Source organism: Nodularia chucula CCY0103 (genome assembly GCF_963923915.1).
Lineage (GTDB): Bacteria > Cyanobacteriota > Cyanobacteriia > Cyanobacteriales > Nostocaceae > Nodularia > Nodularia chucula.
In genome coordinates, this window is record NZ_CAWUOL010000054.1 from 1 (window position 1) to 24390 (window position 24390).

Sequence of the window (24390 nt, forward strand, 5' to 3'; positions counted from 1 at the left end):
AAAACTACTATACCTGAATATGTAAAGTTTTGTAACGAGATTCAACATTTCTGATACCGGATATCTTCAAGAAATCGGGGATGTCAACCTCTCGGTGTTTGTTGGAAACCTGGAAATCAGGACTTTTAGGATAAAAAACCAAATATTGCCCTGAAAACCGAAAAAATACATACTAAAAATGTAGCTAAATATAAATCATAAATTACTAATTATTCATCTATGTACCAGGACTTTTCCCGTCAAAATCTCCGTGGACGTTCCTTTAAAGGTCAAAACCTTGAGGGTGCAAACTTTAGCTATGCAGATATCAGAGGGGCAAACTTTACGGGGGCTAATCTCAAAAATGCCAACTTTAGCCATGTTCAATGCGGACTACAAAAACGTTGGGCGATTTTTTTAGTCAGTGTTGCATGGTTTTCCTCTGTAATTTCCGGATCTTGTTTCACCTTGATTGGAACGTCAATTTCTCGAATATTTGACAGTTCAAGCCGAGAACTTAGTCCACTTTTAATTTGGACTCCCTTAATAGTAGTCATTATTGTTTTTATAGTTATCCTTGTCGAAGGATTAAACTCAGCCATCGCCAGAGCCAGAGGCATCGTCGGAGCCTTCGCCGGAGCCGGAGCGATCGCCGCAGCCTTCGCCATCGCGGAAGCCAGAGCTATCGCTATTGCGGAAGCCAGACCCATCGCCGGAGCCATCGCGGGAGCCATCACCGGAGCCATGGCCTACGCCGGAGCCAGAGTCTTCGCTGGAGCCAGAGTCAGAGCCATCACCGGAGCTATCGCCGCAGCCGGAGCTATCGCCGCAGCCATCGCTTTCGCCGCAGCCATCAACAGAGTCGAAACCGGAGGAGAAGACAGAGCCTTAGCCGAAGCCATGGCCTTCTTCATGCCCACATTCTTCGCAATCTTCATCGCCTTCGCCTTCGCCGGAGCCTTCGCTATCGCCATCACGGGAGCCTTTGCCGGAGCCTTCGCCATCACCGGAGCCTTCGCCATCAGGGGAGCCTTTGCCGGAGCCTTCGCCGGAGCCTTCGCCATCACTGGAGCCTTCGCTATCGCCGGAGCGGGAGCCATAGCCTTCGCCATTATCGGAACTTTAGTTAGCGCTTACATTGCTTGGCGAGCTATGAAAGGCGATGAAAAGAACTCTTTGATTCAAAAAAGTGCTGTTGCGTTTGCTGCTTTTAATGGTACAAGCTTTCGTGGTGCTGATTTAACAGATGCTAATTTCACAGCAGCCACACTTAAAAGTACAGATTTAAGAAAAGCAACTTTGATCCGCACCTGTTTTTAGAAAACAGAAAAACTCAACCGTGTACGGACTGGTTTCACTTAACCTTGAAAATGCACAACTTCAAAAATTGTTATTTTATCTGTGATGTGCGCTACTGGTAAAGCCTACGGCATACGACGTAAACGCTTTAGGGATACGTTAATTTGGAGAATTTATTTCTTGGAAGTCCCTTATCCACTAGTCAGGGATTATTAAAGATGAGTCCTTTTTAAAGCAATAGATAATTGGCGTAACCTTTCACTCACTTCCAAATTAGATTCTTGAGATTTTAAATGACCGGGAATTTCCGCCAAAAGCAGGGGATTTTCTTGTAACCATTCATTCATAGCCACCCCATCCCAAGTACCTTTCTTATCTCTAAATCTATCCACCAATCCCTTAATTTCTTGAATACAATAAGACTCAAAACCCGCAGCATCAAAAATTGCATAACGCAAGTATGCTTCTAAAGCATTAATATCATTTTCCACCTCAAAACTCACAGATGCTTGGGGAATATCCAAATCCTTCACAGATGTTTCTCTAGGGGTTTCCACTCCTAATACTTGTTGGCGAATATCCCGATTAAACAGTAAATCTGAGCCATATTTTACATATCTTTTCAAAACAGCATAAGCAGGTTCTTCACCAATATAGTAATTATCAACAATTTCAATATCTACACCCAGACTTTTGATGATTTGGTGGCGAGTATCACTATTAACTGGCCCTCTAATTAAAACTTCAGCCACTGGACGAGCAAAACGTAAAAACAACACACTTAAACTATTATCTAATTTAGCTAAAAAATAATCTTCTGAATTTTCAATCAATCTCGCTTTAACTTGCGGACTTCCCCATAATAAACTCCCCATGTATTCCACTAATTTCAAAGCCTCATTCCGTAATTCTAGAGCCAATTCATGGGCAATTACCGCTAAAACCCGACTAAAATTAGTATATAAATCATCACGCCAAGCAAAATTAGCTTTCATGCGGTCAAAATTAGGATTGGAATTAGCCAGAAAAATCACATCTCGCTTTTTAAATGTTTCCTCCCGAAGTTTCTGCATTTCGCTCTCCACAATTTGCAGATATCTATCTTGAAAGTTAGCGATTTGAATTAAGGAATCATTAGTTAAATAATCTGAAGGTTTGTTAACGACAGAATCATCATAGTATTTTTGCAAATCAGCTTTAATGTTCACCCATTTCTGATTCCACCATTCTGTAAATAATACCCGCCGATTATTTTCTGCAAACAACTTTGCATCTTCAGGATTTTCCGGGAATTTTTTACTAACTAAACTATAAATCTCTTCAGCCGTCTTAATAATTTTATTAATAGAAACTTCGCAACGTTTCTTTAAAATATCTACACGCTCAGTATTAATATAATTAAATATTTTCTCTTTAATTTCAGGAATCCCCGTAGCATATTGCTGGATAAATTCTTCCTCAGTAACTCCAGTTAAACGTTGTAAACGAGCTTGGATCATACTAGCATCGCCAATTTCTGATTTAGTTTGTTCTCCAGCCAAGTTATTTAAAATCAGATATGCACCAGCAGAACCATATACAATACGTTCAGGAGGAAGTTTTGCCCGTTTTAACCAATCTTGGGATGCTTCTTCAATGTGGGTTTTCAGTGCTTCTGCGCTACCTAGTGCATCAATGCGACTTAAAAATACAAACAGCTTATCTGCAACGGTGACATTTTTATCACCCTGTTCAGTAAATTTAATAATTTCTAGTTCCTTTTCTCTCAGACTGGTAAAACGCTGTACCAATATCACCGCGTCACAGTCGGAAAGCATTTGTTGTGCTTCATCCACGTGCTTGGCTAAACCGGAATCTAAACCAGGAACATCATAAAAAACAATACCTTCAGCCTGTGCAAGTTTGTTAGTATAAAGTCGAGCTTCTAAAACTGCATGAGCATATTTTTCATCAGCTACATATTTTTTTAAAGGTTCCTTAATATCTTCTAATCTCGTAAAGCTAAAAGTGCGATCGCCTTCCGTTCTCACTTGTTCTAAAGTTATTTCATGATTACGGATAGTATTTAGGTCTTCTCTGGCGTTGTTTATTTCTAATTCTTGGAGTAACTTAACAAATTCGTCTTCAGTTTTTGGTTGTACTTCTAGTCTTTGTTCTGATTCATTTTCCACTGAATAAATTTGGGTAGTGGTAAATGTACATCTTCCCCCTTTGGCTGGAAGTAAATCACATTCTAACCAAGCATTAATAAAGGTACTTTTCCCAGCTTTTTCTAACCCCACAACAGCAATGCGAAACTCGCGTTTTTTCAGTCTTTCCAGTTGACGACGGGTAGGTTGTTCTTCTTGTAATAAGATTTCTTTTAATTTAGCAGGAACTTCGGTTTGAGGTAAATTAGCTAAATTAACCGTGTGTCTTTGGATTTGTAAAGCCTCGGTGAGACGAGCTTCATAATAAGAAGATGCTGTTTTCCAGTCCATTTTTAGATTCCTTATACACGGTTAAATTTTTCTAAACCAGATAGGTCTGTCAGGCAAGCTATTTTTTTAATAACACCTATTTCATTAGTCGGTAGGTTTCTTTTTAGAATATATAGAACTTTTTTATCAATCAGGTTTCGTCCATCCTTGATATTGATTCTCATATAAACTTCTTGCCTACTATCAGGTAGAATATCTTCATCTGTTATTTGTAAATTTGTCTCATTTGATTCAGCAACTTTAACAGTAGTACAGAGGAAGTATGATGTATTATCTATGAGATATGTTAAGTCATCAACCTTTAAATTTTCAGAGTTTATAAAATTACTGGCTATAGATGCTGGAACAATAAGACATATATCAGCTGGTATTGATAGCTGAGAAATGGGTTGCTTTTCTGTTCCTTCACTCGCTTTTGGAGGAATTGTTTTTTGCACCTCGTTTTTGTCAAGATTTTTTTTATGTATAAACAGGCCTACGAAGGTAAAAGCTGCTGCTACAAAAACCCATTCCATGTTTCCCCCTGGTAAATTTTTTACTATTTTTGCTGGTTCTTTGATGATTGGATTATCTCTGAGGATTGTATCCAATAATTTATCAATAATTTTTTGGTCTTCTTCTGGATAAGAGTTATCTTTTATCCCAAAATAATCACATATTTTCTTTGTTTCTTCTTGATATTGTGATGTGTCTTCACAAAGGATTCTCAGAATAGTATTATATAAAATACCTCTTTTAATCCCTTTTATTTCAGGATATATCCTCTTGCATACTTGATTATATAGGTCTTTTGGATTATCATTTGCCACTATAAATTTAATCCCCCTCTTTTAAGAATGATCCTAAACTATAAAATTCTTCTGCAAGGACTTGAGATTTTTTTTGCATAGGTTCCCAAATGTTTCTTTGCTTTTCATAATCTAGAGTGATTTCCTGGTTGGCTTTATCAAGTCTTGCTTGATAACGGTCAATGATATCATTTTGAATTTTGTCCACATTTTTTTTTAGACAATCAATTTGTTCTAACAACCAAGTAGCAATTTTATTTACTATTTCAGATTCTGCAACTTTTGATTGATCCAACCATCCGTCAAGCAAGTTTTCTATGCTAGGAATTTCTGCGTTATCACTAGAGCGAGTTTCATATTTTGTTTCATAAATTGTTTTTTTGGATAAATATAATGTGTACCAAGTTCTTATCTGTTTGGACACCTGTACTGCTTCTTGCCAAGTTCCTTTTTTTATAGGAAAACCTGCTTCAAACTGAAAGTTAAAGGTTAGTTGATTATCAACCTTAATCAGTTGGGATTCAGGAAATATGATGGCTATATTAGGTGCAATATCATTAGCTCCTTTTTCAATGTGTGATAAATGGCAATTAAAAAGTTCTACAACAGCTTGGTACATTCTATTTAATTCTTGATTAGAAATTTGTTTTAATACATCCTGCATAACAATACTTAAATGAATAGCTAACTCATTTAACTCTTGATTTATTTGTTTAAGTTGATTTTTGTCTGCATCTGTTCTTGCTTCCATTGTTTTACCTTCTTTAGCAACAGAAGCAGTGTAGCCTAAGTTAACTAATCGTTTTAAATTATTTCCTAACAGATTTATATTTAAAATATTTGCTCTTTTCAAATTAGGGCTATCTAAGTCTATTTTGCCACTTTCTAAAGATTTGGCTACTCCTTCTAATACTTGCTGTATCCCTTTACCTAATTCTTGTCGCCATGTATAAAGTGAACAAAGTTTATCTCCTAATTCATTGTATGGTTCGATATTTTTAAGCTTTGAAAGTTGTTCTTCTAGATAAAAAACAGGGTCATCTTCTGACTGTTTTGCTATTACATCTTTGATTTTCTCATCTATTTTTTTAAACGGTAGTCTTAACTTTTCATCACTAACTTCTAAAAATTGCTGAAGTGCTAACCTAACGTGTGAAATGTTTTCACACTCCTGTTGATAGCTTTCCTCTGAACTTTCAGAATGGCTGTTGTTGTTTGGGTTGACCATTCTGTAATGGCATTTCCAGCAGCTATATTAAAGCGTTCAATGATTTGTGGTATCACTAACTGGGGGAAGTGCTGATTAATATGATCTTTTAAATTCTGCTGAAATTCCCCAGCATAGGACTTTTGCCATAATGCTTCCGCAACTCTGTTTCTGTCGTGTCTATTCCATTTTTGGGTATTACGTGACAAATCTTCTAATATATCTTCAATTAACCCATTAAAATGATTATCTGCTTTTTTACACGCGTCTGCACTGTAGATGTCATCATGATTTTGAACTTGCAAGGATAACAAAGCAGGCCAGGTACTGAGTTTGACAACTTCTAATTTTTCAATTTCTTCTGTGTATTCTTTAAGCTGTTCCGTTAATTCATTTTTGATACTACGAATAGTATTCTCAAAAAAGCGGTTTTCTGTTTCTGGCCAGTTTCTATCTGCTCGGAAAACATCAATTCTATTGAGAGTAAACAGCATCCGCGCGGGTGAACCGCCTAATTCTTTGACTTGCTGTACAACTTCTTGCAATAAACTTTTTACTTTTTGAGAGTCTGTTTCTGCACTGTTGTATGTCACTATACACAAAGCTTGACGACATTGTTTAATCACATCAGCATTACCTGCATCACCCACATAAGCTAAACCCGGTAAATCAAGTATTCTGACTTTGGTTCCTTCTGGTAGTTCTAAATTAAATTCTTTTAAAAGTCGGAAGGGATAATAAATTGTAGATTGTGGACAGGGTAGATTTGGTTGTGTTTCTCTGTTTTCGATATAACTGATCATCACTTGGTATAAGCGTTGATAAATTCTATCTTCACTAATACCTCTCCATTCTCCGCACTCCCACAATGCTCCTGGTGTTTCATGGATGATCAGGGATTTTTCCGGACTGTATTCAATTGTGACTGTTCCAGCGCTCATTTCACTGACTGCGACGGGGACAATTTCCGCACCGCAGAGTAAGTTCACTAGGGTGCTTTTACCGCTACTTGTAGTTCCTGTTGTCGCCAGGGTGAGGGTAGGATGGCGCAGTTCATCAATGAGTTGATTTAATGCTGTTTCTAAGTTCTGGGACAGTTCTTGGATTTCTGGCTGATATGTTTCGGGTAGGTGCTGGGATATTTCTATGTGAAAGTTATTCCAATATTGAGCAAGTAGCTTGGCTTTAAATTCGACTTCTTCAAATACCTGATAAACTTGATTGCTCATATTATTTGTGTTGATATATTTACTGGTTTAATTAGATTTTTCAGTTGTTAGAGTATTAAGATTTACTGACTGAGGTAGGCTTGGTTGTGATAATTACCCCTCATGGGTGGCTGTGGTACAGAGTTGCTAATAGCTGATATGGTGAGATTTTTCTCAAATTTTGCGTTTTTATCTGTGTGCGATCGCCCAATTCTTTTATGAAAATTGAAAACCATATATGAAACATACAGCATATATCCGTTGCTATAGGTATAGGCTAACACACTGATTATCAGTTAAATGTTGAAAAAAATATGTAAAATAATTAACCCGCAGGCGCAGGTTAATTCTGTGATATTGCAAGTATTAATACTCAGGATAAATGACGGGATTGTATGTGTTACAACTTCTGTCCAGCAAAAATTGATCGCACTTCGCCATTACGACGCACGATAGCTTCACCGTTGGCAATATCTACTAAAGTCCAGCCAGTAGCACCGACACTTTCCCCGATGTGTACCCGCCGAGTTACACCCTCATTTTCAAATAAAGCCGCAGATTTATCACCTAACTCTAGTAATCCCGCTAGGGTATGAGTAGGAGATGTTACAGGGACTGGTAAAGATGCTTGTTGTTGACTGTCTGGGGATGGTGTCGCCGGACGGGTGGGAGCAATTACAGCAGGTACTGGTAAAGGCGGCGGGGGGACTGTCATGGGTGCGCTTGGCACAGCCGAGACTTGATTACCATTTGCCGGTTGTGTGGCATTAAGATTATTGTTACTAGTATTCAGTGGAGAGGTCTGGCGATTCGTTGCTATCTGTGGTGGTGGCGCGTAACGCATGGGTGACGGCGCTTGATAAACGGGAATGTAAATCCGCTCGACGACGTTTGTGGAACTGCTGGGAATGGGTTGTGTATTGTTAGCAGCTACAGGTGGCGGTAAATCACCGATGGATTGATTATTACCCACAACTACAGATGAGGAGCGAGAAACTCCCTGATTAGCTACTGGAGAATTAGCGGATGTGGGATTATTGGTTTTGCTTTGCTGTTCCAGAATTGTCAGCGCTCCCCGCATATATTCTATTAATTCTGCTTGGGGAGATAACTGTGCTTCCCTCTGGGCTAAATAGATATCTGGTTCAGTTAATGGAGCTGTAAGCCGACTTCCTAAGCCTGACTGCAATATGTATAGTGTACCTGCGATCGCCACCCCAATAGTTGTCCCGGTAATCAGCAGTTTTGTCAGATTCAGCCTATTGTTGCGCCGCTTAATAATCGCCCCTTGTTGGCGAATCACCACTGTACCCACTCGTTCCACTGGCGGAATTGTTTCTGGTGTGGTGTTGAAGTTATTGGTTAATGCAATGGGTGGGACATTGATGGTTTGCAGATGAGCATATTGGGAACCCACCGGTGGAGTTGATTCATTCCTATCCTGAAACCAATCACCAGAGGATGTTTGTTCAATAGAACGTGGTTTACGACTCTCATCCTGGAAAGTGTCCCCAGAAACATTCCCGTTACCATCCAAAATTTCGTCAACATCGGCAAAAATTTCATCCATCAAACCATCAGCATAAAATTCTATTGACCAGGGTTCGTTGTTAATTAAGTCTTCTGATGGTTCTGGAGTAATGAGATTGGTTCTGGCTGCTTGTAACATAAGGCATTTTAGGTTGTGGTTGCCAGGAGGGAGCAACGTTGCCCCTGTTGCCTGGAAATCAGTATTTTTGCAGAAGCCCCCCAGCCGTCGTCAAAATCAGACGAATTGAGGGCTAATTAGTATTAAATTAAACTTTACTTTAATCGGAAGTATGGTGATGATACCACGAGTTAATTTATGTCATCCATCATACTACTTCATTCAGTTTAAGTTTACCCAACCTCAATTACTTTTTACTTAAGCTAGTGCCGGAGATTCTGACTGGCTTTTGGTTTTCCGCAATTCTAAATATAGTAACAAAGCGTTAACATCTGCGGGATTTACTCCCCCGGTGCGTGCAGCTTGACCGATAGTTAGGGGTTTGACTTGAGTAAGTTTTTCCCGCGCTTCTTTAGACAGAGTATCAATTTTGTTGTAGTCCAAGTCAGCAGGTAGAGGGCGATGTGCTTGACGGGCAATTTGTTCAATTTGATTTTGTTGTCTTGCTAGATAGCCAGAATACTTAATATCAATTTCTGCCCCTTCTTTCGCTGATGCTTGGAGGTTGGGGTTTCCTAGTCCGTGGTTGTCCAAGTCAATGTAATGAAATCCGGGACGACGGAGTAATTCAGCCAGGGTGATAGAACCTTTAATGGTTTGTTGGGATACAGAAGCGATCGCCTGACCTACTTCATCATGTTCTTTAATTCTGGTAGCATATAGCCGTTCTTTTTCCTGAGTAATTTGTGCTTGTTTGGTGGTAAATAAATTCCATCGGCGATCGTCAATTAAACCAATTTCCCGTCCCAGAGGTGTTAGCCGTTGGTCAGCATTATCCGAACGGAGCAATAACCGATACTCCGAGCGGCTAGTCAGCATCCGGTAAGGTTCTCGCAAATCTTTAGTACACAAATCATCAACCAACGTGCCAAGATAACTGTGTTCACGGGGGAAAACAATCATTTCTTCACCACGCACCAACCGCGCCGCATTAATTCCTGCCACAATTCCTTGGGCTGCGGCTTCTTCATAACCAGTTGTACCGTTAATTTGTCCTGCACAAAATAAACCAGAAACTTTCTTAGTCATCAGTGTGGGATAACACTGAGTTGCTGGTAAATAGTCATACTCCACAGCATAGGCAGGACGCAGCATAGTACAGTGTTCTAAACCAGGGAGACTACGTAACATTTGCAATTGCAAATTTTCTGGCAACCCTGTAGAAAATCCTTGAATATATAATTCGGGAATCTCCCGCCCTTCTGGTTCAATAAATATTTGGTGACTTTCCTTATCAGCAAAGCGGACAATTTTATCCTCAATGCTGGGACAATAGCGGGGTCCTTTAGCTTCCACCCAACCACCATACACAGGTGATAGATGTAAATTTTCCCGAATCAGCCGATGGGTTTCCGCCGTGGTGCGGGTGATATAGCAAGGAATCTGTTCCCGTTCTACCCAAACATCTGGATCAAAGCTAAACCAGCGTACTTCTTCATCTCCTGGCTGGATAGTCATTTTGCTATAGTCAACCGACCTTTTATCTACCCGTGCTGGCGTACCAGTTTTTAGTCTGCCCGTTTCAAAGCCCAAGCGATGCAAAGTTTCTGTCAAACCTTCAGCCGCAAATTCCCCAGCCCTACCAGCCGGCATAGATTTGTTACCCACCCAAATTTTGCCGCCTAAAAAAGTGCCGGTGGTCAAAATTACCGCTTGACAGCCAAAAGCCACACCAAAGTAAGTCTCAACCCCAATTACCTCATCATTAGCACCTAGCACCAAGTCCGTGGCCATTGCTTCCCGAATGGTCAAATTTTCTTGGTTTTCCACAATAGTTTTCATCACCGCCGCATATTCGCGCTTATCACTTTGGGCGCGTAATGCCCACACCGCCGGACCCCGTGAAGAGTTGAGGATACGTTTTTGTAGGTAAGTGCGATCTGCAACCTTGCCAATTTCCCCTCCCAGTGCATCCACCTCATGGGTCAACTGAGATTTAGCCGGGCCACCCACAGCAGGATTACAGGGTTGCCAAGCGATTTTATCTAAATTGAGTGTCAGTAGCATAGTACGACAACCGAGGCGGGCAGCAGCCAAAGCCGCTTCGCAACCGGAGTGACCTGCACCGACGACAATGACATCAAAAGCGTCTTGAAATTCAACGGAATTGTGCATGGTCATAGTTAGCAGGAATAGCAGGTTGAGATTAATTACTTATTTTAACTTGTCTAATGGCTTTATGGCGGATTTCTTGACATTAAACAAGTAAAGTGGAGTTTACAAAAGTTTATATAGTAGATTTTTTATAAAAAGTATTTGCACAATATATAAAAACATATAATATTAAAGTTAGGTAATTAAATTACTGTAAATTATTTATGAAAATCAATCAAATAAGTTACTATAATCGTGAAATTGAATGGCGTTTTGAGCCAATATCATTTTCTGATTTAACACTTTTAGTTGGTATTTCTGGAGTTGGTAAAACCCAAATACTTAAGTCTATTATTGATATGCAAAGCATAGCTCAAGGCAAATCTTTAAACGGAGTAAGATGGGATATTGATTTTACAAGTAAAAATGATTTTCACTATTCATGGAGTGGAGAATTTGAAACAAAGAAGGTTTCTAAATTAATTATAGATGAGGAGGAAGATCAAAGAAATCAGTTTAGGATTATTAGCGAAAAATTAATTTTAAATAAAAAAATAATTATAGAAAGAAATAATAAAGAAATTAAATTTAAAGGTAAAGTTTTACCAAAATTATCTCCATTTAAAAGTGTTATAGAAATTTTAAGTGAAGAAGAAGATATTTCGCCAGTTAAAAATGGTTTTAATAAGATAATTTATAGTGATCAATCAAGTTCTGTTGATGCAGTTCACTTTATTAAGTATAATCCATTGGTAAAAAAGTATTCATCTTTGTCATTGAGTAGTATAGAAGAAAGTAACTTACCGACTCAAGTTAAATTAGGATTAGTTTATAGTTATTTTCCGGATTCATTTAATCAAATTAAAAAGCATTTTATAGATATTTTTAGTCAAGTTCAAGATATCAAGTTAGAGCCTGATGAAGATGAAGACTTACCAGTAGTTTTATCAGAATATCCTTTTGTTAAAATTAAAGAAAAAGGAGTAGAACACTGGATTAATCAAAATCAAATTTCTTCAGGAATGTTTAGAACATTGATGCATATTAGTGAGATGTATTTATCATCTGAAGGAACTGTTATTTTAATAGATGAATTTGAAAATAGTTTAGGAGTGAATTGCATTGATATTTTGACTGAACTTTTATTAGAAAATAGAAAATTACAATTCATCATTACTAGTCATCATCCCTATATAATTAATAAAATTGGCATGGAATATTGGAAAATAGTGACTCGTCGGGGTGGTGTAGTAACAGCTAAAGATGCTCAAGACTTTAATCTTGGTAAATCTAGACATCAAGCCTTTATGCAGCTGATAAATTTAGATGCTTATAATGAGGGAATTGCTTAAGTGAATATCTACTTTCTTGTAGAAGGTAAAAGAACTGAAAGAAAAGTTTATCCCGCTTGGCTAGGTTATCTTTTACCAGAATTAAAACAAGTTAAAAGTTATGATGAGGTTAATAAAAATAATTATTACTTATTCAGTGCAGAAGGTTATCCTTCAATAATTTATGATCATCTTCCTAATGCCATTGCAGATATTCAAGTAAATGGAAAATTTAACTATTTTGTAGTTTGTCTAGATGCAGAAGAAAATACAATGAATTATGTTCAGGAGGAGATTTATGATTTTTTAGCGGCTGAAAAAATCCAAATGGGAGACACCAAGCTTTTTATTATTATCCAAAATAGGTGTTTTGAAACTTGGTTCTTAGGAAATAGAAGAATTTATTCACGACAACCGCAAGATAGACCACTAAGAGATTACACTCAGTATTATAATACATCACTTGATTGCCCAGAATTAATGGGAAAATTCTCTAACTTTAACACTCATGCTCAATTTCATGAAGCATATTTAAAAGAATTATTTCGAGCCAAAAATATAAGCTATTCTAAAAAAAATCCAGGTGAGGTATTACAGAAATATTATTTAGAACAACTAATTATAAGAACTCAGGATAATAATCAGCATTTGCCTAGTTTTCAAAATTTTATAAGGTTTTGTAGTATGGTCAAAAACCAATTATAAACTATAACATTATATCAAGCCAGCCATCAATCTGAATATGTATTATTTTCGATACTATCTAGACTATCCATACAGAGGCACTATAGCAATAAACTTTCTACATACGATAATAATCACTACAATACAAGAGTCCCCATTCAACTTCTGGAGTTCCTTTCGTGGGCTTATTTGATGATTTAAGTAAATTTCTCGAAAATCGTTTAGAAGAGTTCTTGCGTAATAATCCACACTTGGAGTTAGAAGCGCTGTTAGAACAACTGCGACAACAAGAAGAAGATACATTAAAACTGATTGCAGATTTAAAATTACAGGAAAAGCGATCGCAAGACGAAATTCTCTCCACCGCCCAAGAAATTCAGCGTTGGCATATCCGGGTGCAAAAAGCCAAAAATGCTAATAGAGAGGATTTAGCCGCCCCTGCACAGGAAAGAGAAGCAGCTTTATTGCGGGAAGGAAACCAGCGCTGGGGACAAATGCAGGGGTTAAAAGAACGTATAGCCCAATCCCAAGAACTACTAAAAAAAATTCAAGTCCGCCGACAGGAAGTACAAGCCAAAGCCACAGAAGCCCAAACCGCCCGCACTCAACAAACTCAAACTCAGCAACGTATCAAAACAGATGGTTGGTGGAATCCCACTAGCAGTTACACCAGTGGCTTGGATGATTTAGAAGAAAAGTTTCGCCGTTGGGAAACTCAAGATGAGTTGGAACAAATGAAGCGGAATATGGGTAAATAAGGAAATAACAGAAGAGGGTTATAGCAATTTCCATGCAGGTGAGGTACAAGCAGTCATCATTAAACGCAGATGGACGCAGATAAACGCAGATAATTTTTTGTACTTTATTAGACTAGGAAATGCTATACGCCTAAAACTTGTATGCATGAGGGTTAACCTCAAGTGCTTCAAGTCTAATTGACTCTGATATTGCTAAATTTGCTTCCAATCATAAAAAAAGTGGTTCTGTATATAACAAAACCACTCAAGTTGCTTAAATTAATTGTCTAACCTAGCGAACTGCGCCATGTGCGGCTACAGTATCAATGGGTTTCATGAAGTACAAACGGCTCAACTGCCAAGCATGAGATAGATAAATTGGCGCTTTTTGGAAGAATTGGAAGAATTTGGGGGTGTTAGAATTGGCGATCGCCGCTAATTTTTCGTTATTCTGGACACATACATCCAAACGTTGATAAAATTCGGGATTCTCCACATCCAGCATTAAAGGAAAGACTCTACCTGCATTTTCATTAGTCTTTTTAATCACATGGATGTCATATTCCCGCGCATCTAATCCAATGGCAGCATAAAAGTCCTTACGCTGAATATCATTGAGATACATAGTGGCAAATACTGACAACAGGAAGAAGCGACTCCACAGTTTTGCTTTCCAATCGTTCAACATTTGTGGTTGGGATCTCATAATAGCGTCAAAGAAATCACCATGACGGTTTTCATCCTGACACCAGTTCTCAAAGAACCGGAAAATTGGATAAATCCTATCTTGAGGATTTGCTTCTAAATGACGGTAAATGGTGATGTAGCGCCAATAACCAATTTTTTCTGAAAGGTAAGTAGCGTAGAAGATGAATTTTGGCTTAAAGAAGGTATAAGAGCGACTCTTTGTCAAAAAGCCTAAATCTAGTGAGAGGCTGAAGTCTGACATGGCTTTGTTTAAAAAGCCTGCATGACGCGCTTCATCCCGTGACATGAGGTTAAAGCACTCAGCTAATACGGGGCTTTTGTCCTTCAAGCGGCGACCAAGTTCTTTGTACAACAAAAATCCCGAAAATTCGGCTGTGCAAGAACGTTCTAAAAATTCTATAAATAATTGGCGAGTTTCCCCGTCAATATGATCCCAGGATTGGTCAAATTCCGCATTTCGCACGAAGTGATGACGGTTGTAGTCAACACGGAACTCTTCCAGGATGGCTTGTAACTCGTCTTCGTTGACGGATATATCCATCCGTGCCATTTCATCAAAGTCAGTGGTGTAAAACCGGGGTGTTAACAGGGTTTCTTTTGCCGGGGATTTCACCCCTGGGCGCATTTCTTCAAAGCCTGGTTTTTGTAGGGAATCTACCATGTTTTAATTGCTCTTTTGTCTTTATAGTCTTGAGTACACCAGAAAGCCCATACTAATTTGTAACTCAGAACCTCAGATTTTATCTAGGTTTTTAGATAATTCTATCTGTGGCATTTGGCGGCAAGCTCAGATGAGCTGATGTTCTCATAAGGCGCAGCAAAGGAGAATAATTTATTTGTATAAATTTAAGTCTACCAATATGCAGCCTAGAATTTAGTATAGAAAAAGTTAAGAGTTGCAACAATCTCTCTATATTGGAGGAACCAATCATCGAAAGTTGGTCGTCAGATCCATAATCATCTATATGCTCGTTTATCTTTGGGTTAGAGTTTGATCAGATTAACATACACAGATATTGATTCGCCAATAAATTTGATTATGATGTTTTATTTATTACTATAGAGTTAAGTAGTTTTTCATTGCCCATTCGCTTAAAATTAATAAATATTCTATAAATGGCTTAATTACTCATCGATCTTCAACAACAAGAGAAAATCCAAAGGCTGGAAAATAAGATGAATCCTGAAAAGAATCAGCATAAAGACCGTCTTCTTGTTTCTTATATTTTGAGTGGAGCGTTTTTTTTCGTTGGATTAGGAGGACTACATCGTTTATATAATGGCAAAATCGGAACTGGTCTTTTGTGGTTGTTGACTTTTGGTGTATTTGGGATAGGCCAGTGTGTGGATTTGTTTTTGATCCCGAATATGGTCGATGAATACGAAGAAAACCTGAGAGCCAAAGCTGGTTTATCTATGGGTATGTCCGTGCATCCACAGGCGATCGCCTCTGAAGTCTACCAGCCTCAAAGGAAGAATTTGATGATCACACTGCTCAAAGCCGCAGAAAACAAAGGCGGGAGTTTAACTGTGACTCAAGGTGTGATAATCACAGGTGCGGATTTTGAGGAAGTGGAAGCGACTCTGAACAAAATGTTGAAATCAGGTTATGTCACGGTAGATAACGACCCCATTACCGGAGCCGTTACTTATCATTTTGATGAATTGGGCTAATTTCTACCTAGCCACTTTTGACTATTCAAACGCCGCACTAAACCAAATACCAACAGGTCTAGTGTAATGCGGCGCTCATCAATTAGGAATGATTCGAGTGTGCTAGGTTTTGTACCTTCGTTACAAGAAAAACCCTTTTGACCCGAAATACTTTCATCTGGGAAATACACGTTAAACTGACGCTCACCATTTCGCCAACTACCGATAACTTGCCAGCATTCTTCCCCTGACTGCAAACCAGAAATAGGCAGTTTTTGTTTGGCAAAAGACAACTGTAAATCTGAGACACCTTCCTCGGCGATCGCTGTTTGCAAAGATGGCAAGTAGTGTTGTTCAATAAACTCTACAAAGGGCTTATCTTCTACAGCTGGGGGTTTCTCCTTTTTGGCAGCTTTCGGGGCTGCTGTTTTTGTCGTAGCGGCGTTGGAGTTAACTTCTGGATTCGCTGCTTCCGGATCTGGCGTATTGGCAGTAGGAGTATCTTTTGCTACTGTTTCGTCAGCACTGGGAGCATTTTTTGCAGCGACACTGGGAGTCACTTCTCCCGCTTGATTTTGATTTTTTTCTTCTGCCATTGCTCAGTTTCATCCTTTATCTAGCTTTCAGAGCGTTCGCTCACCTTGGGAATCTTGATACTCCCCGAAATATAATTTCGAGGATTCTTGCTTCAGGAGATCCAAAATGCCCGCAAGATTAACAGTTATCAGTTAAGAGACATAAACTGATTTAATCCATACAGCAACATTTCAGATGACTTCACCCTCTGCAAGCATACACTGACTGCCCCACGGGTTTGTAGAGAGATTTAACTAAAATCTGACTACGACTTTCAAGTTATCTTCATTTTGACCAATAATCTCACACTCAGCAAGCCAGTCAACGGCGATCGCCCAGAGGTGTCACAACTTAAACTCTCATAAAACGCAGACAATTTGGGAAAATAATAAAATAGAAGACTACAAGACCGATGTAGGAAAATATGACTCATCCGTTCCTAGAACATTTACATAGTCCAAATCGCCCAGTTCTCGTCTTTGACGGAGCAATGGGAACCAACCTGCAAACGCAAAACCTCACAGCCGAAGACTTCGGAGGCGCACAATACGAAGGCTGCAACGAATACCTCGTCCATACCAACCCCGAAGCCGTCGCCAAAGTTCACCGAGACTTTCTCGCCGCCGGGGCTGATGTCATCGAAACCGACACCTTTGGCGCGACATCCATTGTTTTAGCAGAATATGATTTAGCCGACCAAACCTATTATCTCAATAAAAAAGCCGTAGAAATAGCCAAGCGCGTCGCCGCCGAATTTTCTACACCAGAGAAACCGAGATTTGTCGCCGGTTCCCTCGGTCCCACAACCAAACTTCCCACCTTGGGACATATTGACTTTGACACCCTCAAAGCCAACTTCGCCGAACAAGCCGAAGCCCTATTTGATGGTGGTGTGGATTTATTCCTCGTAGAAACTTGCCAAGACGTGCTGCAAATCAAAGCCGCATTGAATGGTATAGAAGAAGTTTTTGCCAAAAAAGGCGATCGCCGCCCCTTAATGGTATCTGTGACAATGGAAAGCATGGGTACAATGCTTGTCGGTTCAGAAATCAGCGCTGTCCTGACAATATTAGCCCCATATCCCATAGATATCCTCGGTTTAAACTGTGCCACCGGGCCAGACTTGATGAAACCGCATATTAAGTATCTATCAGAACATTCACCTTTCATTGTCTCCTGTATTCCTAACGCAGGTTTACCAGAGAACGTCGGCGGACAAGCACATTACCGCCTGACACCAATGGAATTACGCATGGCGTTAATGCATTTTGTTGAAGATTTGGGTGTCCAAGTGATTGGGGGTTGCTGTGGGACACGTCCAGAACACATTCAACAATTAGCAGAAATTTCTAAAACGCTGAAGCCAAAAGTCAGACAGCATAGTTTAGAACCAGCCGCAGCATCGATTTATTCTACTCAGCCTTACGACCAAGATAATTCCTTCTTAATCGTCGGTGAACGTCTTAACGCCAGTGGTTCCAAAAAATGCCGTGATTTGCTAAACGCAGAAGACTGGGATGGTTTGGTATCAATGGCTAGGGCGCAAGTCAAAGAAGGCGCACACATTCTAGATGTCAACGTCGATTACGTGGGACGTAACGGTGTACATGATATGCACGAATTAGTTTCGCGCATTGTTAATAATGTTACACTGCCCTTAATGCTGGATTCCACAGAATGGGAAAAAATGGAGGCGGGTTTAAAGGTAGCAGGTGGTAAGTGTTTACTCAACTCTACCAACTACGAAGACGGCGAACCACGTTTTCTGAAAGTGCTAGATTTAGCGAAAACACACGGCGCGGGTATAGTCATTGGTACTATCGATGAAGATGGGATGGCACGGACAGCAGAGAAAAAATTTCAAATTGCCCAACGCGCCTATCGTCAAGCAGTAGAACATGGTATCCCGGCTACAGAGATATTTTTTGATACTTTAGCCCTCCCTATTTCTACAGGGATTGAAGAAGACCGCGCCAATGGTAAAGCCACCATTGAATCCATTCGCCGGATTCGTCAAGAATTACCCGGTTGTCATGTGATTTTGGGTGTATCTAATATTTCCTTTGGTTTAAATCCTGCATCACGAGTTGTGCTGAACTCTATGTTTTTGCATGAAGCCATGCAAGCTGGAATGGATGCGGCAATTGTTAGCCCTAATAAGATTTTACCACTCTCTAAAATTGAAGACAAGCATCAAAAAGTTTGTCTTGATTTGATTTATGACCGCCGAAAATTTGATGGTGATGTCTGCGTTTACGATCCTTTAGGAGAACTGACAACATTATTTGAAGGGGTAACAACCAAACGCGACAAAGGTGTTGATGAAAGTCTCCCCCTAGAAGAACGCCTCAAGCGTCATATCATCGACGGCGAACGCATTGGTTTAGAACAACTTCTGACACAGGCTTTAGAACAGTATCCGCCCTTACAGATTATCAACACATTTCTCCTGGATGGGATGAAAGTTGTGGGAGAATTATTCGGTTCAGGACAAATGCAATTACCTTTTGTCTTGCAGTCTGCGGAAACCATGAAAACTGCGGTTGCATATCTGGAACCATTCATGGAAAAGTCAGAAACCGACAGTAATGGCAAGGGAACCTTTATCATTGCCACAGTTAAAGGTGATGTCCATGATATTGGTAAAAACTTGGTGGATATTATCCTCACTAACAATGGCTACAGGGTAATTAACCTGGGTATTAAGCAGCCGGTGGAAAATATAATTCAAGCTTACGAAGAGCATAAAGCTGATTGTATTGCTATGAGTGGGTTGTTAGTCAAGTCCACTGCATTTATGAAGGATAATTTGCAGGCGTTTAACGAAAAAGGAATTACCGTTCCTGTAATTCTAGGTGGTGCGGCGTTAACTCCTAAGTTTGTGCATCAAGATTGCCAAAACACTTACAAAGGTAAGGTGATTTATGGTAAAGATGCTTTTTCTGATTTACACTTCATGGATAAATTAATGCCAGCTAAGGCTGGTGATAACTGGGATGATTTACAGGGATTTTTGGATGAAGTCGTCACAGAAGAAGCAGAAATTACCAGCGAAGTGACTACGGAAGAAGCCCCCACTCCCCAGACTCCAGTCCCCATTGATACCCGCCGTTCTGAAGCTGTGGCGATAGATATTCAACGTCCTACACCTCCTTTCTGGGGAACTCAGCTATTAAAGCCTGATGATATTCCCATTGAGGAAATACTTTGGCATTTGGATTTGCAAGCTTTGATTGCTGGACAATGGCAGTTTCGCAAGCCGAAGGAACAGTCTAAGGAGGAATATCAGGCTTTTTTAAGTGAGACAGTTCATCCAATTTTGGAGAGTTGGAAGGAAAGAGTAATTAAGGAGAATCTGTTACATCCCCAGGTGATTTATGGGTATTTTCCCTGTCAGTCTGAGGGGAATACTTTGTATATTTATGATACGAACCGCCAAGTCGCCAAGGACGCAAAGGTAAGAGCTAGTTTTGAGTTTCCTCGGCAGAGGTCTTTGCGGCGGTTGTGTATTGCAGATTACTTTGCACCGAAGGAGTCGGGGGTAATTGATGTGTTCCCGATGCAGGCGGTGACTGTGGGGGAAATTGCCACGGAGTTTGCACAGAAGTTGTTTGCTAATAATCAATACACCGATTATCTGTATTTCCACGGTTTGGCTGTGCAGGTGGCTGAAGCGTTAGCAGAATGGACTCACGCCAGGATTCGTCGAGAGTTGGGTTTTGGTGCTGATGAACCGGATAATATTCGGGATATTTTGGCACAGCGTTATCAAGGTTCTCGGTATAGTTTTGGCTATCCGGCTTGTCCGAATATGCAGGATCAGTATAAGCAGTTGGAGTTGTTGGAAACTGACAGAATTAATCTGTATATGGATGAAAGTGAGCAAATTTATCCAGAACAATCGACAACGGCGATTATTGCTTATCACCCAGTAGCGAAATACTTCAGCGCCTAATCATGTTTTGTCTCTGTTTCTGAGAGAGTTTTTTTGAGAATGAAATCCGCCTGGAAAGGGAGTCAGTATTCCAACTTACTCCCTCTTTCTTTTGAGTCATGCGAGGTTCAATGTCATAAATTTGCGCCAGTCCTCACTCAGCAACGCCTCAATTACCGTTGGGACGTTGAATAATTGTTTCTACTACTCGTCGTTTAGCTTTAGGATCAACTCCTACTAACCGCACATACTCACCTTCATATTCTGATAAACAGGATTCTAAGGCTGATATTGCATCCCAATCAGCATCCATGTAAGTAGTTCCACAACTTTGCCAAGAACCAGTGCGGAAGCGACGTTCATCCACGTGTTCAAAGCTAATTTTATGACCTTGAGCTAAAATTTGGCGGATTTGTGCCTGTGTCTCTAGAGTTAAATGGGTATGGGATGTTTGCTGTGGTGGGAAATTATTCTTGGGTGTTACAGGCGCAGCTGGTGCGGGTTGATAATTATTCTTGGGTGTTACAGGCGCATCTGGTGCGGGTTGATAATTTTTACTACCTCGATTGAGGCGATTGTATTCATCAACTAATTGGGAAGTTTCTACCCTTTGTTGTTCACCTACCATCAAGTTACCAGCTTCTATGAGGTGAGACAAGCTGAAATCAGGCTTTTGAAACTCTGGTGGTTTTTCTGCACTATTAACTATCCGCAATGATACCCGCTCAAAACCAACTTGATGGATAAATTCACGTACTTGTTCATCATAGATGCGCGATCGCAAAGCACTATAAAAATCTATAGATTGCTGAGGAAAAATATCAACTAACTGCTCAACCTCCCGCCCTGAAAGTCCATCTTCGGCAAAAATTCCGCCGACGATCCCCACCTTATCATCTCTATCTGGTTCCCAGTAGAATTTATCCATCCTGCCATCCCGAATTAACGGCGCATAGAGAGTAGAAAAATCATTACCTGTGACAATAATCGGCACACGATGTAACGGGGTAGAATCGTAGCTTCCAGGTAACTGCACATCAGTAGGATTATCAGCAATATTCATCAGTGTGGCATTTACCAACTGAGTATTTACAGTATATTGAGTCCCTTCATCAAAGCGTCCCGCACCTGCATCTAAATCATTAATCATTAACACGCACATCTTACCGCGCACTTTGATTAATTCTGCCGTTTCCCGATAACGCAACCGAATCAACCGCGCCGGATCTCCAGCATCAGGACTTTCCAACTCTCCCCCGGATATATTAGTTACCTCAATACCCATTTTCTCAAACACTAACTGACACTGAAATGTTTTTCCTTCCCCTTTGCGGCCATGAATCCCTAAAATCAAAGGAACGCGCACACCAGGAAGATTGAGGAAGTTTTTAGTGATGTGAACACCAAGTTTGTCTAAAAAGCGGGGAGCGATATAATAACTCATGCCAAAAGATAAATATAGATTAATTGATGGGTGATTGGAGAATAGCAGAAAATTTCTCACTTACCCTGTGAAGTTAGTGTAACGTTTACTGAAAACCTGGAGTTCACAGCCCCTCCATTAGCAAAGCCCTCAGACATCTGAGGGCCTTGATTGCAAACTATGTCAGTCTTTAGTTGCGGAAACGTCTCTTACTCTGTCTGTGCTTGGCAATTTCTTTGCGCTTGCGTTTTTCCAGAGGTGTTTCAAAGTGACGATGCTTCCTCATATCTGGAAAAATTCCTGCTTTGGAAACTTCTCGCTTAAAGCGGCGTAAAGCGGACTCGATAGCTTCATTTTCACCCACTATGATTTGGGTCATTATCTCTCCTACTAAATTGATTTAATTGATCACTCAACAGTTGTAACAAATTCAGTTAACTACAGTATACAAAAAGCTGACCTTTGTCTAACTTTAAAACTCTAGGTAACATGACAACGTTCAAAGCTTACTAGCGGTTACGGGATCTGCCGCTATATCCGCCCCGGCTACCACCGGACGAATCTACCTTTTCTTTGGGTTCAAACAGAGATTGCAGGCGTAGCCTGTTCTCTATTGCCTAGCCCAATGGACAACGCCCCGCCTATAAGGTGTTTGCCCTGGAATTTTACTTCACGCTAGCCAACACTTTATTGTATCACCACCGAATAAATTAAGTGATTCGCTTATTTTCTCACCATCTCAAGCACTATCAAGGGTGCAGCTAGCTTTCATCCCCGAACTTACGGCACTTTACAATTAAATAAAGTACATCATATTCTCCTCCTCGCGGTGGAGAGAAGTAACAAGGAGGGAAACCCTCCGGGTGAACTTTTCCGAAGGAAAAACCAAGGGGGAACGGGGGAGACTATTGGAAGTGTGGTTCTAGTATCTCACGCCACCCAGAAACGCTATAAGTACGAAAAACGCCACTACTTTGGTTTCTCAGTGATTTTCAGCCTTTTTCTGATCAAGGGGGATTACCAAAATCACTTCTGAGATTTTCTGCTTTCTAGCCACAGGACTAAAAATTTTTTCTAAAATTGTGTATATTATTCATCAATATCATTAACTATAAGTTTCTAGATGAAACCCACCCTTTAATAGAACGGTGGATCAGTCGGCATGGCCAGCACAAAGATCCACACATACTAACTGAGGCAATAGTAGTCAAAATTTGCCAATTTAAGTGAGGTGGATTATCTGATGGTGATGATTCTTCGTGATCTTTAGCTAACTCTTTAACTGAATGAGATAGCTGACTGACTGTATTCACCCCTTCAATTGTTGCTCCAATTAAATAAGCTCCCAGGGCAATTCCTAGCCAGTGATTCATATATTTTATCAAGGTTAAATTTCAAGAGAATAATTGACCATATATATTAAGTATGCGTAGTTATCTTATTATTTTTACTAATTATGTCCTTTACCACAGGATAATCTGCCTTCAGCTGTATCACGAATTAACGGCAGTTTAGATTTGATGTAACTATTCAGGCTGCTATCTGTTTGGGTATCAAGCACTGCTTGGGATCTAAACTTCTGAAGCAGTAATTGGATTAAAGTGGCATCGTCAAACTGTAACAGAGTAGTAACTTGAGTCGATTCGATTACAGCCCAAAGTTGTTGCATCATCTTAGCAGTTATCATGATTTCCTCTACTTCTTAAGATTTTATTTATATTGCCATAATTTGATTATTTGTGCTTGGTTTTGCTGTCCAGGTTAATGAATCAACACAAAAATACGTAAAATTACTCCCCCTTAGAGGATGTAAAAACCTAGTAGTTGCAGGTAAATATCAATCAATTAACTAGATATACTTCCCTGTAACTGATTCTCTAAATATGCACGTAACCACAGTTCACTGATCGACCAAATCCACAACTTATTCGTAGACTCTGCAAAATCCTCTGGTTTATGGGTGACAATTGCATCTAGCTCATACAAACTAGCACAGGAGAACTCTACAGCTGATTCAAAATCTCTCACAGGTAATAAACGTGCTGTTTGGAGAATGTGCTGGTCAACCAGACAAACCTCTATTTTATCTTTTAACCAAAAAAGTATTATTTCCGCAGTCTGAGTATTCTTTAAGCATCTGGCATAGGTATAAATTTTTTGCCAGCCAATATCTGTGATATACATCTCAACTAATGGATGTACATTGTTTAATATTTTTCCGACATCTTCTGTAAATTCTTGCCGATTCATCAAAGCTTCTAATATCAAATCAGCATCCCATAAAATTCTGATCACTGAAATTTTCCTTTATAGTCTGATAAAGATAGCATCAGAAAACATCTGATCAGCATTGTTTTTATATCATTGGTACTGATAATTTACTTACTCAATTTTTAGCAATTCAATCAGTAACACTATGATTAAACAACGAATTTTGCCAGAATGGAGGTACTTTAGCTATCTCAATTGGATATGGACATAATTCAATACAACCTCAACTAGCAAGATTTCAGATAGGATGTCAAATTTTTTCAAAAATATAGCTTTTGTGAAAACAAATACAGCATTTAACATCACCTAG

At 39.7% G+C, this 24390-nt stretch carries 20 protein-coding genes; 6 read left to right on the forward strand and 14 right to left on the reverse strand.

Features of this window, described 5'->3' with window-relative positions; all coding sequences use genetic code 11:
* Window positions 1-219: 219 nt before the first annotated feature.
* Complete coding sequence (locus ACM0OP_RS15035; protein WP_414529231.1) at window positions 220-1299, forward strand: pentapeptide repeat-containing protein; 1080 nt, start codon at window positions 220-222, stop codon at window positions 1297-1299.
* A gap of 191 nt (window positions 1300-1490) precedes the next feature.
* Here ACM0OP_RS15035 and ACM0OP_RS15040 read toward each other — a convergent pair whose 3' ends face one another.
* The 7 genes from ACM0OP_RS15040 to mnmG all read right to left on the reverse strand — a co-directional run bounded on the left by ACM0OP_RS15040 (window position 1491) and on the right by mnmG (window position 10790).
* Entirely contained in the window at window positions 1491-3758 is a 2268-nt protein-coding gene (locus ACM0OP_RS15040) for a dynamin family protein (protein WP_414529232.1), read from the reverse strand.
* 11 nt (window positions 3759-3769) lie between these two features.
* Window positions 3770-4567, reverse strand: coding sequence for a hypothetical protein (locus ACM0OP_RS15045; protein ID WP_414529233.1), 798 nt, complete (start codon window positions 4565-4567; stop codon window positions 3770-3772).
* A gap of 7 nt (window positions 4568-4574) precedes the next feature.
* Complete coding sequence (locus tag ACM0OP_RS15050) at window positions 4575-5774, reverse strand: hypothetical protein (RefSeq protein ID WP_414529234.1); 1200 nt, start codon at window positions 5772-5774, stop codon at window positions 4575-4577.
* On the reverse strand, window positions 5687-6982 hold the full coding sequence (locus tag ACM0OP_RS15055; RefSeq protein ID WP_414529235.1) for a dynamin family protein: 1296 nt from the start codon (window positions 6980-6982) through the stop codon (window positions 5687-5689). The genes ACM0OP_RS15050 and ACM0OP_RS15055 overlap by 88 nt, the downstream gene beginning before the upstream one ends.
* A 62-nt stretch (window positions 6983-7044) precedes the next feature.
* Complete coding sequence (locus ACM0OP_RS15060) at window positions 7045-7197, reverse strand: hypothetical protein (RefSeq protein WP_414529236.1); 153 nt, start codon at window positions 7195-7197, stop codon at window positions 7045-7047.
* A 164-nt stretch (window positions 7198-7361) separates the two neighbouring features.
* Window positions 7362-8630, reverse strand: coding sequence for a hypothetical protein (locus ACM0OP_RS15065; protein WP_414529237.1), 1269 nt, complete (start codon window positions 8628-8630; stop codon window positions 7362-7364).
* A gap of 237 nt (window positions 8631-8867) precedes the next feature.
* The gene (gene mnmG / locus ACM0OP_RS15070; RefSeq protein WP_414529238.1) at window positions 8868-10790 is read right to left on the reverse strand and encodes a tRNA uridine-5-carboxymethylaminomethyl(34) synthesis enzyme MnmG; all 1923 of its coding nucleotides are present in this window, start codon (window positions 10788-10790) and stop codon (window positions 8868-8870) included.
* Window positions 10791-10987: 197 nt separating this feature from the next.
* On the opposite strand from mnmG, the gene ACM0OP_RS15075 reads away from it, so the two are divergent.
* The 3 genes from ACM0OP_RS15075 (at window position 10988) to ACM0OP_RS15085 (ending at window position 13536) form a co-directional block, all read left to right on the forward strand.
* The gene (locus ACM0OP_RS15075) at window positions 10988-12115 is read left to right on the forward strand and encodes an AAA family ATPase (protein ID WP_414529239.1); all 1128 of its coding nucleotides are present in this window, start codon (window positions 10988-10990) and stop codon (window positions 12113-12115) included.
* Window positions 12116-12799, forward strand: a complete 684-nt coding sequence (locus tag ACM0OP_RS15080) for a hypothetical protein (protein ID WP_414529240.1) — start codon at window positions 12116-12118, stop codon at window positions 12797-12799.
* Window positions 12800-12957: 158 nt separating this feature from the next.
* Entirely contained in the window at window positions 12958-13536 is a 579-nt protein-coding gene (locus tag ACM0OP_RS15085; protein ID WP_414529241.1) for a TIGR04376 family protein, read from the forward strand.
* Between the two features lie 271 nt (window positions 13537-13807).
* Here ACM0OP_RS15085 and acsF read toward each other — a convergent pair whose 3' ends face one another.
* Window positions 13808-14884: a magnesium-protoporphyrin IX monomethyl ester (oxidative) cyclase gene (gene acsF, locus ACM0OP_RS15090; protein ID WP_414529242.1), complete on the reverse strand. Its 1077-nt coding sequence runs from the start codon at window positions 14882-14884 to the stop codon at window positions 13808-13810.
* Between the two features lie 515 nt (window positions 14885-15399).
* Here acsF and ACM0OP_RS15095 point away from each other — a divergent pair.
* Window positions 15400-15897, forward strand: coding sequence for a TM2 domain-containing protein (locus ACM0OP_RS15095; RefSeq protein ID WP_414529243.1), 498 nt, complete (start codon window positions 15400-15402; stop codon window positions 15895-15897).
* On the opposite strand, the gene ACM0OP_RS15100 is transcribed toward ACM0OP_RS15095, so the two are convergent.
* Entirely contained in the window at window positions 15894-16472 is a 579-nt protein-coding gene (locus ACM0OP_RS15100; RefSeq protein ID WP_414529244.1) for a DUF2996 domain-containing protein, read from the reverse strand. The two genes, ACM0OP_RS15095 and ACM0OP_RS15100, sit on opposite strands and share 4 nt — an antisense overlap.
* Before the next feature lie 404 nt (window positions 16473-16876).
* Here ACM0OP_RS15100 and metH point away from each other — a divergent pair, with 404 nt between their 5' ends.
* A complete protein-coding gene (gene metH, locus ACM0OP_RS15105) occupies window positions 16877-20407 on the forward strand; it encodes a methionine synthase (protein WP_414529245.1) in 3531 nt (1176 codons plus the stop codon).
* 148 nt (window positions 20408-20555) lie between these two features.
* Here metH and ACM0OP_RS15110 read toward each other — a convergent pair whose 3' ends face one another.
* The 5 genes from ACM0OP_RS15110 to ACM0OP_RS15130 form a co-directional block, all read right to left on the reverse strand.
* Window positions 20556-21830, reverse strand: a complete 1275-nt coding sequence (locus tag ACM0OP_RS15110) for a ribulose bisphosphate carboxylase small subunit (RefSeq protein ID WP_414529246.1) — start codon at window positions 21828-21830, stop codon at window positions 20556-20558.
* Between the two features lie 169 nt (window positions 21831-21999).
* Window positions 22000-22188 carry a 30S ribosomal protein S21 gene (rpsU, locus tag ACM0OP_RS15115; RefSeq protein WP_017803988.1) on the reverse strand — a complete coding sequence of 63 codons (189 nt, stop codon included), beginning with the start codon at window positions 22186-22188 and terminating at the stop codon, window positions 22000-22002.
* 730 nt (window positions 22189-22918) lie between these two features.
* Entirely contained in the window at window positions 22919-23182 is a 264-nt protein-coding gene (locus ACM0OP_RS15120) for a hypothetical protein (protein WP_414529247.1), read from the reverse strand.
* Window positions 23183-23259: 77 nt separating this feature from the next.
* Window positions 23260-23496, reverse strand: coding sequence for a hypothetical protein (locus ACM0OP_RS15125; protein ID WP_414529248.1), 237 nt, complete (start codon window positions 23494-23496; stop codon window positions 23260-23262).
* Window positions 23497-23654: 158 nt separating this feature from the next.
* Window positions 23655-24104, reverse strand: a complete 450-nt coding sequence (locus ACM0OP_RS15130) for a hypothetical protein (protein WP_414529249.1) — start codon at window positions 24102-24104, stop codon at window positions 23655-23657.
* Window positions 24105-24390: the final 286 nt, after the last annotated feature.

Bases quoted from the DNA above. Each gene is read 5' to 3' on its own strand.
- ACM0OP_RS15100 (WP_414529244.1), bottom strand. From the start codon at position 16,472: ATGGCAGAAGAAAAAAATCAAAATCAAGCGGGAGAAGTGACTCCCAGT.
- metH (WP_414529245.1), top strand. From the start codon at position 16,877: ATGACTCATCCGTTCCTAGAACATTTACATAGTCCAAATCGCCCAGTT.
- ACM0OP_RS15110 (WP_414529246.1), bottom strand. From the start codon at position 21,830: ATGAGTTATTATATCGCTCCCCGCTTTTTAGACAAACTTGGTGTTCAC.
- ACM0OP_RS15055 (WP_414529235.1), bottom strand. From the start codon at position 6,982: ATGAGCAATCAAGTTTATCAGGTATTTGAAGAAGTCGAATTTAAAGCC.
- ACM0OP_RS15050 (WP_414529234.1), bottom strand. From the start codon at position 5,774: ATGGTCAACCCAAACAACAACAGCCATTCTGAAAGTTCAGAGGAAAGC.
- ACM0OP_RS15125 (WP_414529248.1), bottom strand. From the start codon at position 23,496: ATGATAACTGCTAAGATGATGCAACAACTTTGGGCTGTAATCGAATCG.
- ACM0OP_RS15040 (WP_414529232.1), bottom strand. From the start codon at position 3,758: ATGGACTGGAAAACAGCATCTTCTTATTATGAAGCTCGTCTCACCGAG.
- ACM0OP_RS15095 (WP_414529243.1), top strand. From the start codon at position 15,400: ATGAATCCTGAAAAGAATCAGCATAAAGACCGTCTTCTTGTTTCTTAT.
- ACM0OP_RS15065 (WP_414529237.1), bottom strand. From the start codon at position 8,630: ATGTTACAAGCAGCCAGAACCAATCTCATTACTCCAGAACCATCAGAA.
- ACM0OP_RS15075 (WP_414529239.1), top strand. From the start codon at position 10,988: ATGAAAATCAATCAAATAAGTTACTATAATCGTGAAATTGAATGGCGT.
- ACM0OP_RS15120 (WP_414529247.1), bottom strand. From the start codon at position 23,182: ATGAATCACTGGCTAGGAATTGCCCTGGGAGCTTATTTAATTGGAGCA.
- rpsU (WP_017803988.1), bottom strand. From the start codon at position 22,188: ATGACCCAAATCATAGTGGGTGAAAATGAAGCTATCGAGTCCGCTTTA.
- mnmG (WP_414529238.1), bottom strand. From the start codon at position 10,790: ATGACCATGCACAATTCCGTTGAATTTCAAGACGCTTTTGATGTCATT.
- ACM0OP_RS15035 (WP_414529231.1), top strand. From the start codon at position 220: ATGTACCAGGACTTTTCCCGTCAAAATCTCCGTGGACGTTCCTTTAAA.
- acsF (WP_414529242.1), bottom strand. From the start codon at position 14,884: ATGGTAGATTCCCTACAAAAACCAGGCTTTGAAGAAATGCGCCCAGGG.
- ACM0OP_RS15060 (WP_414529236.1), bottom strand. From the start codon at position 7,197: ATGGTTTTCAATTTTCATAAAAGAATTGGGCGATCGCACACAGATAAA.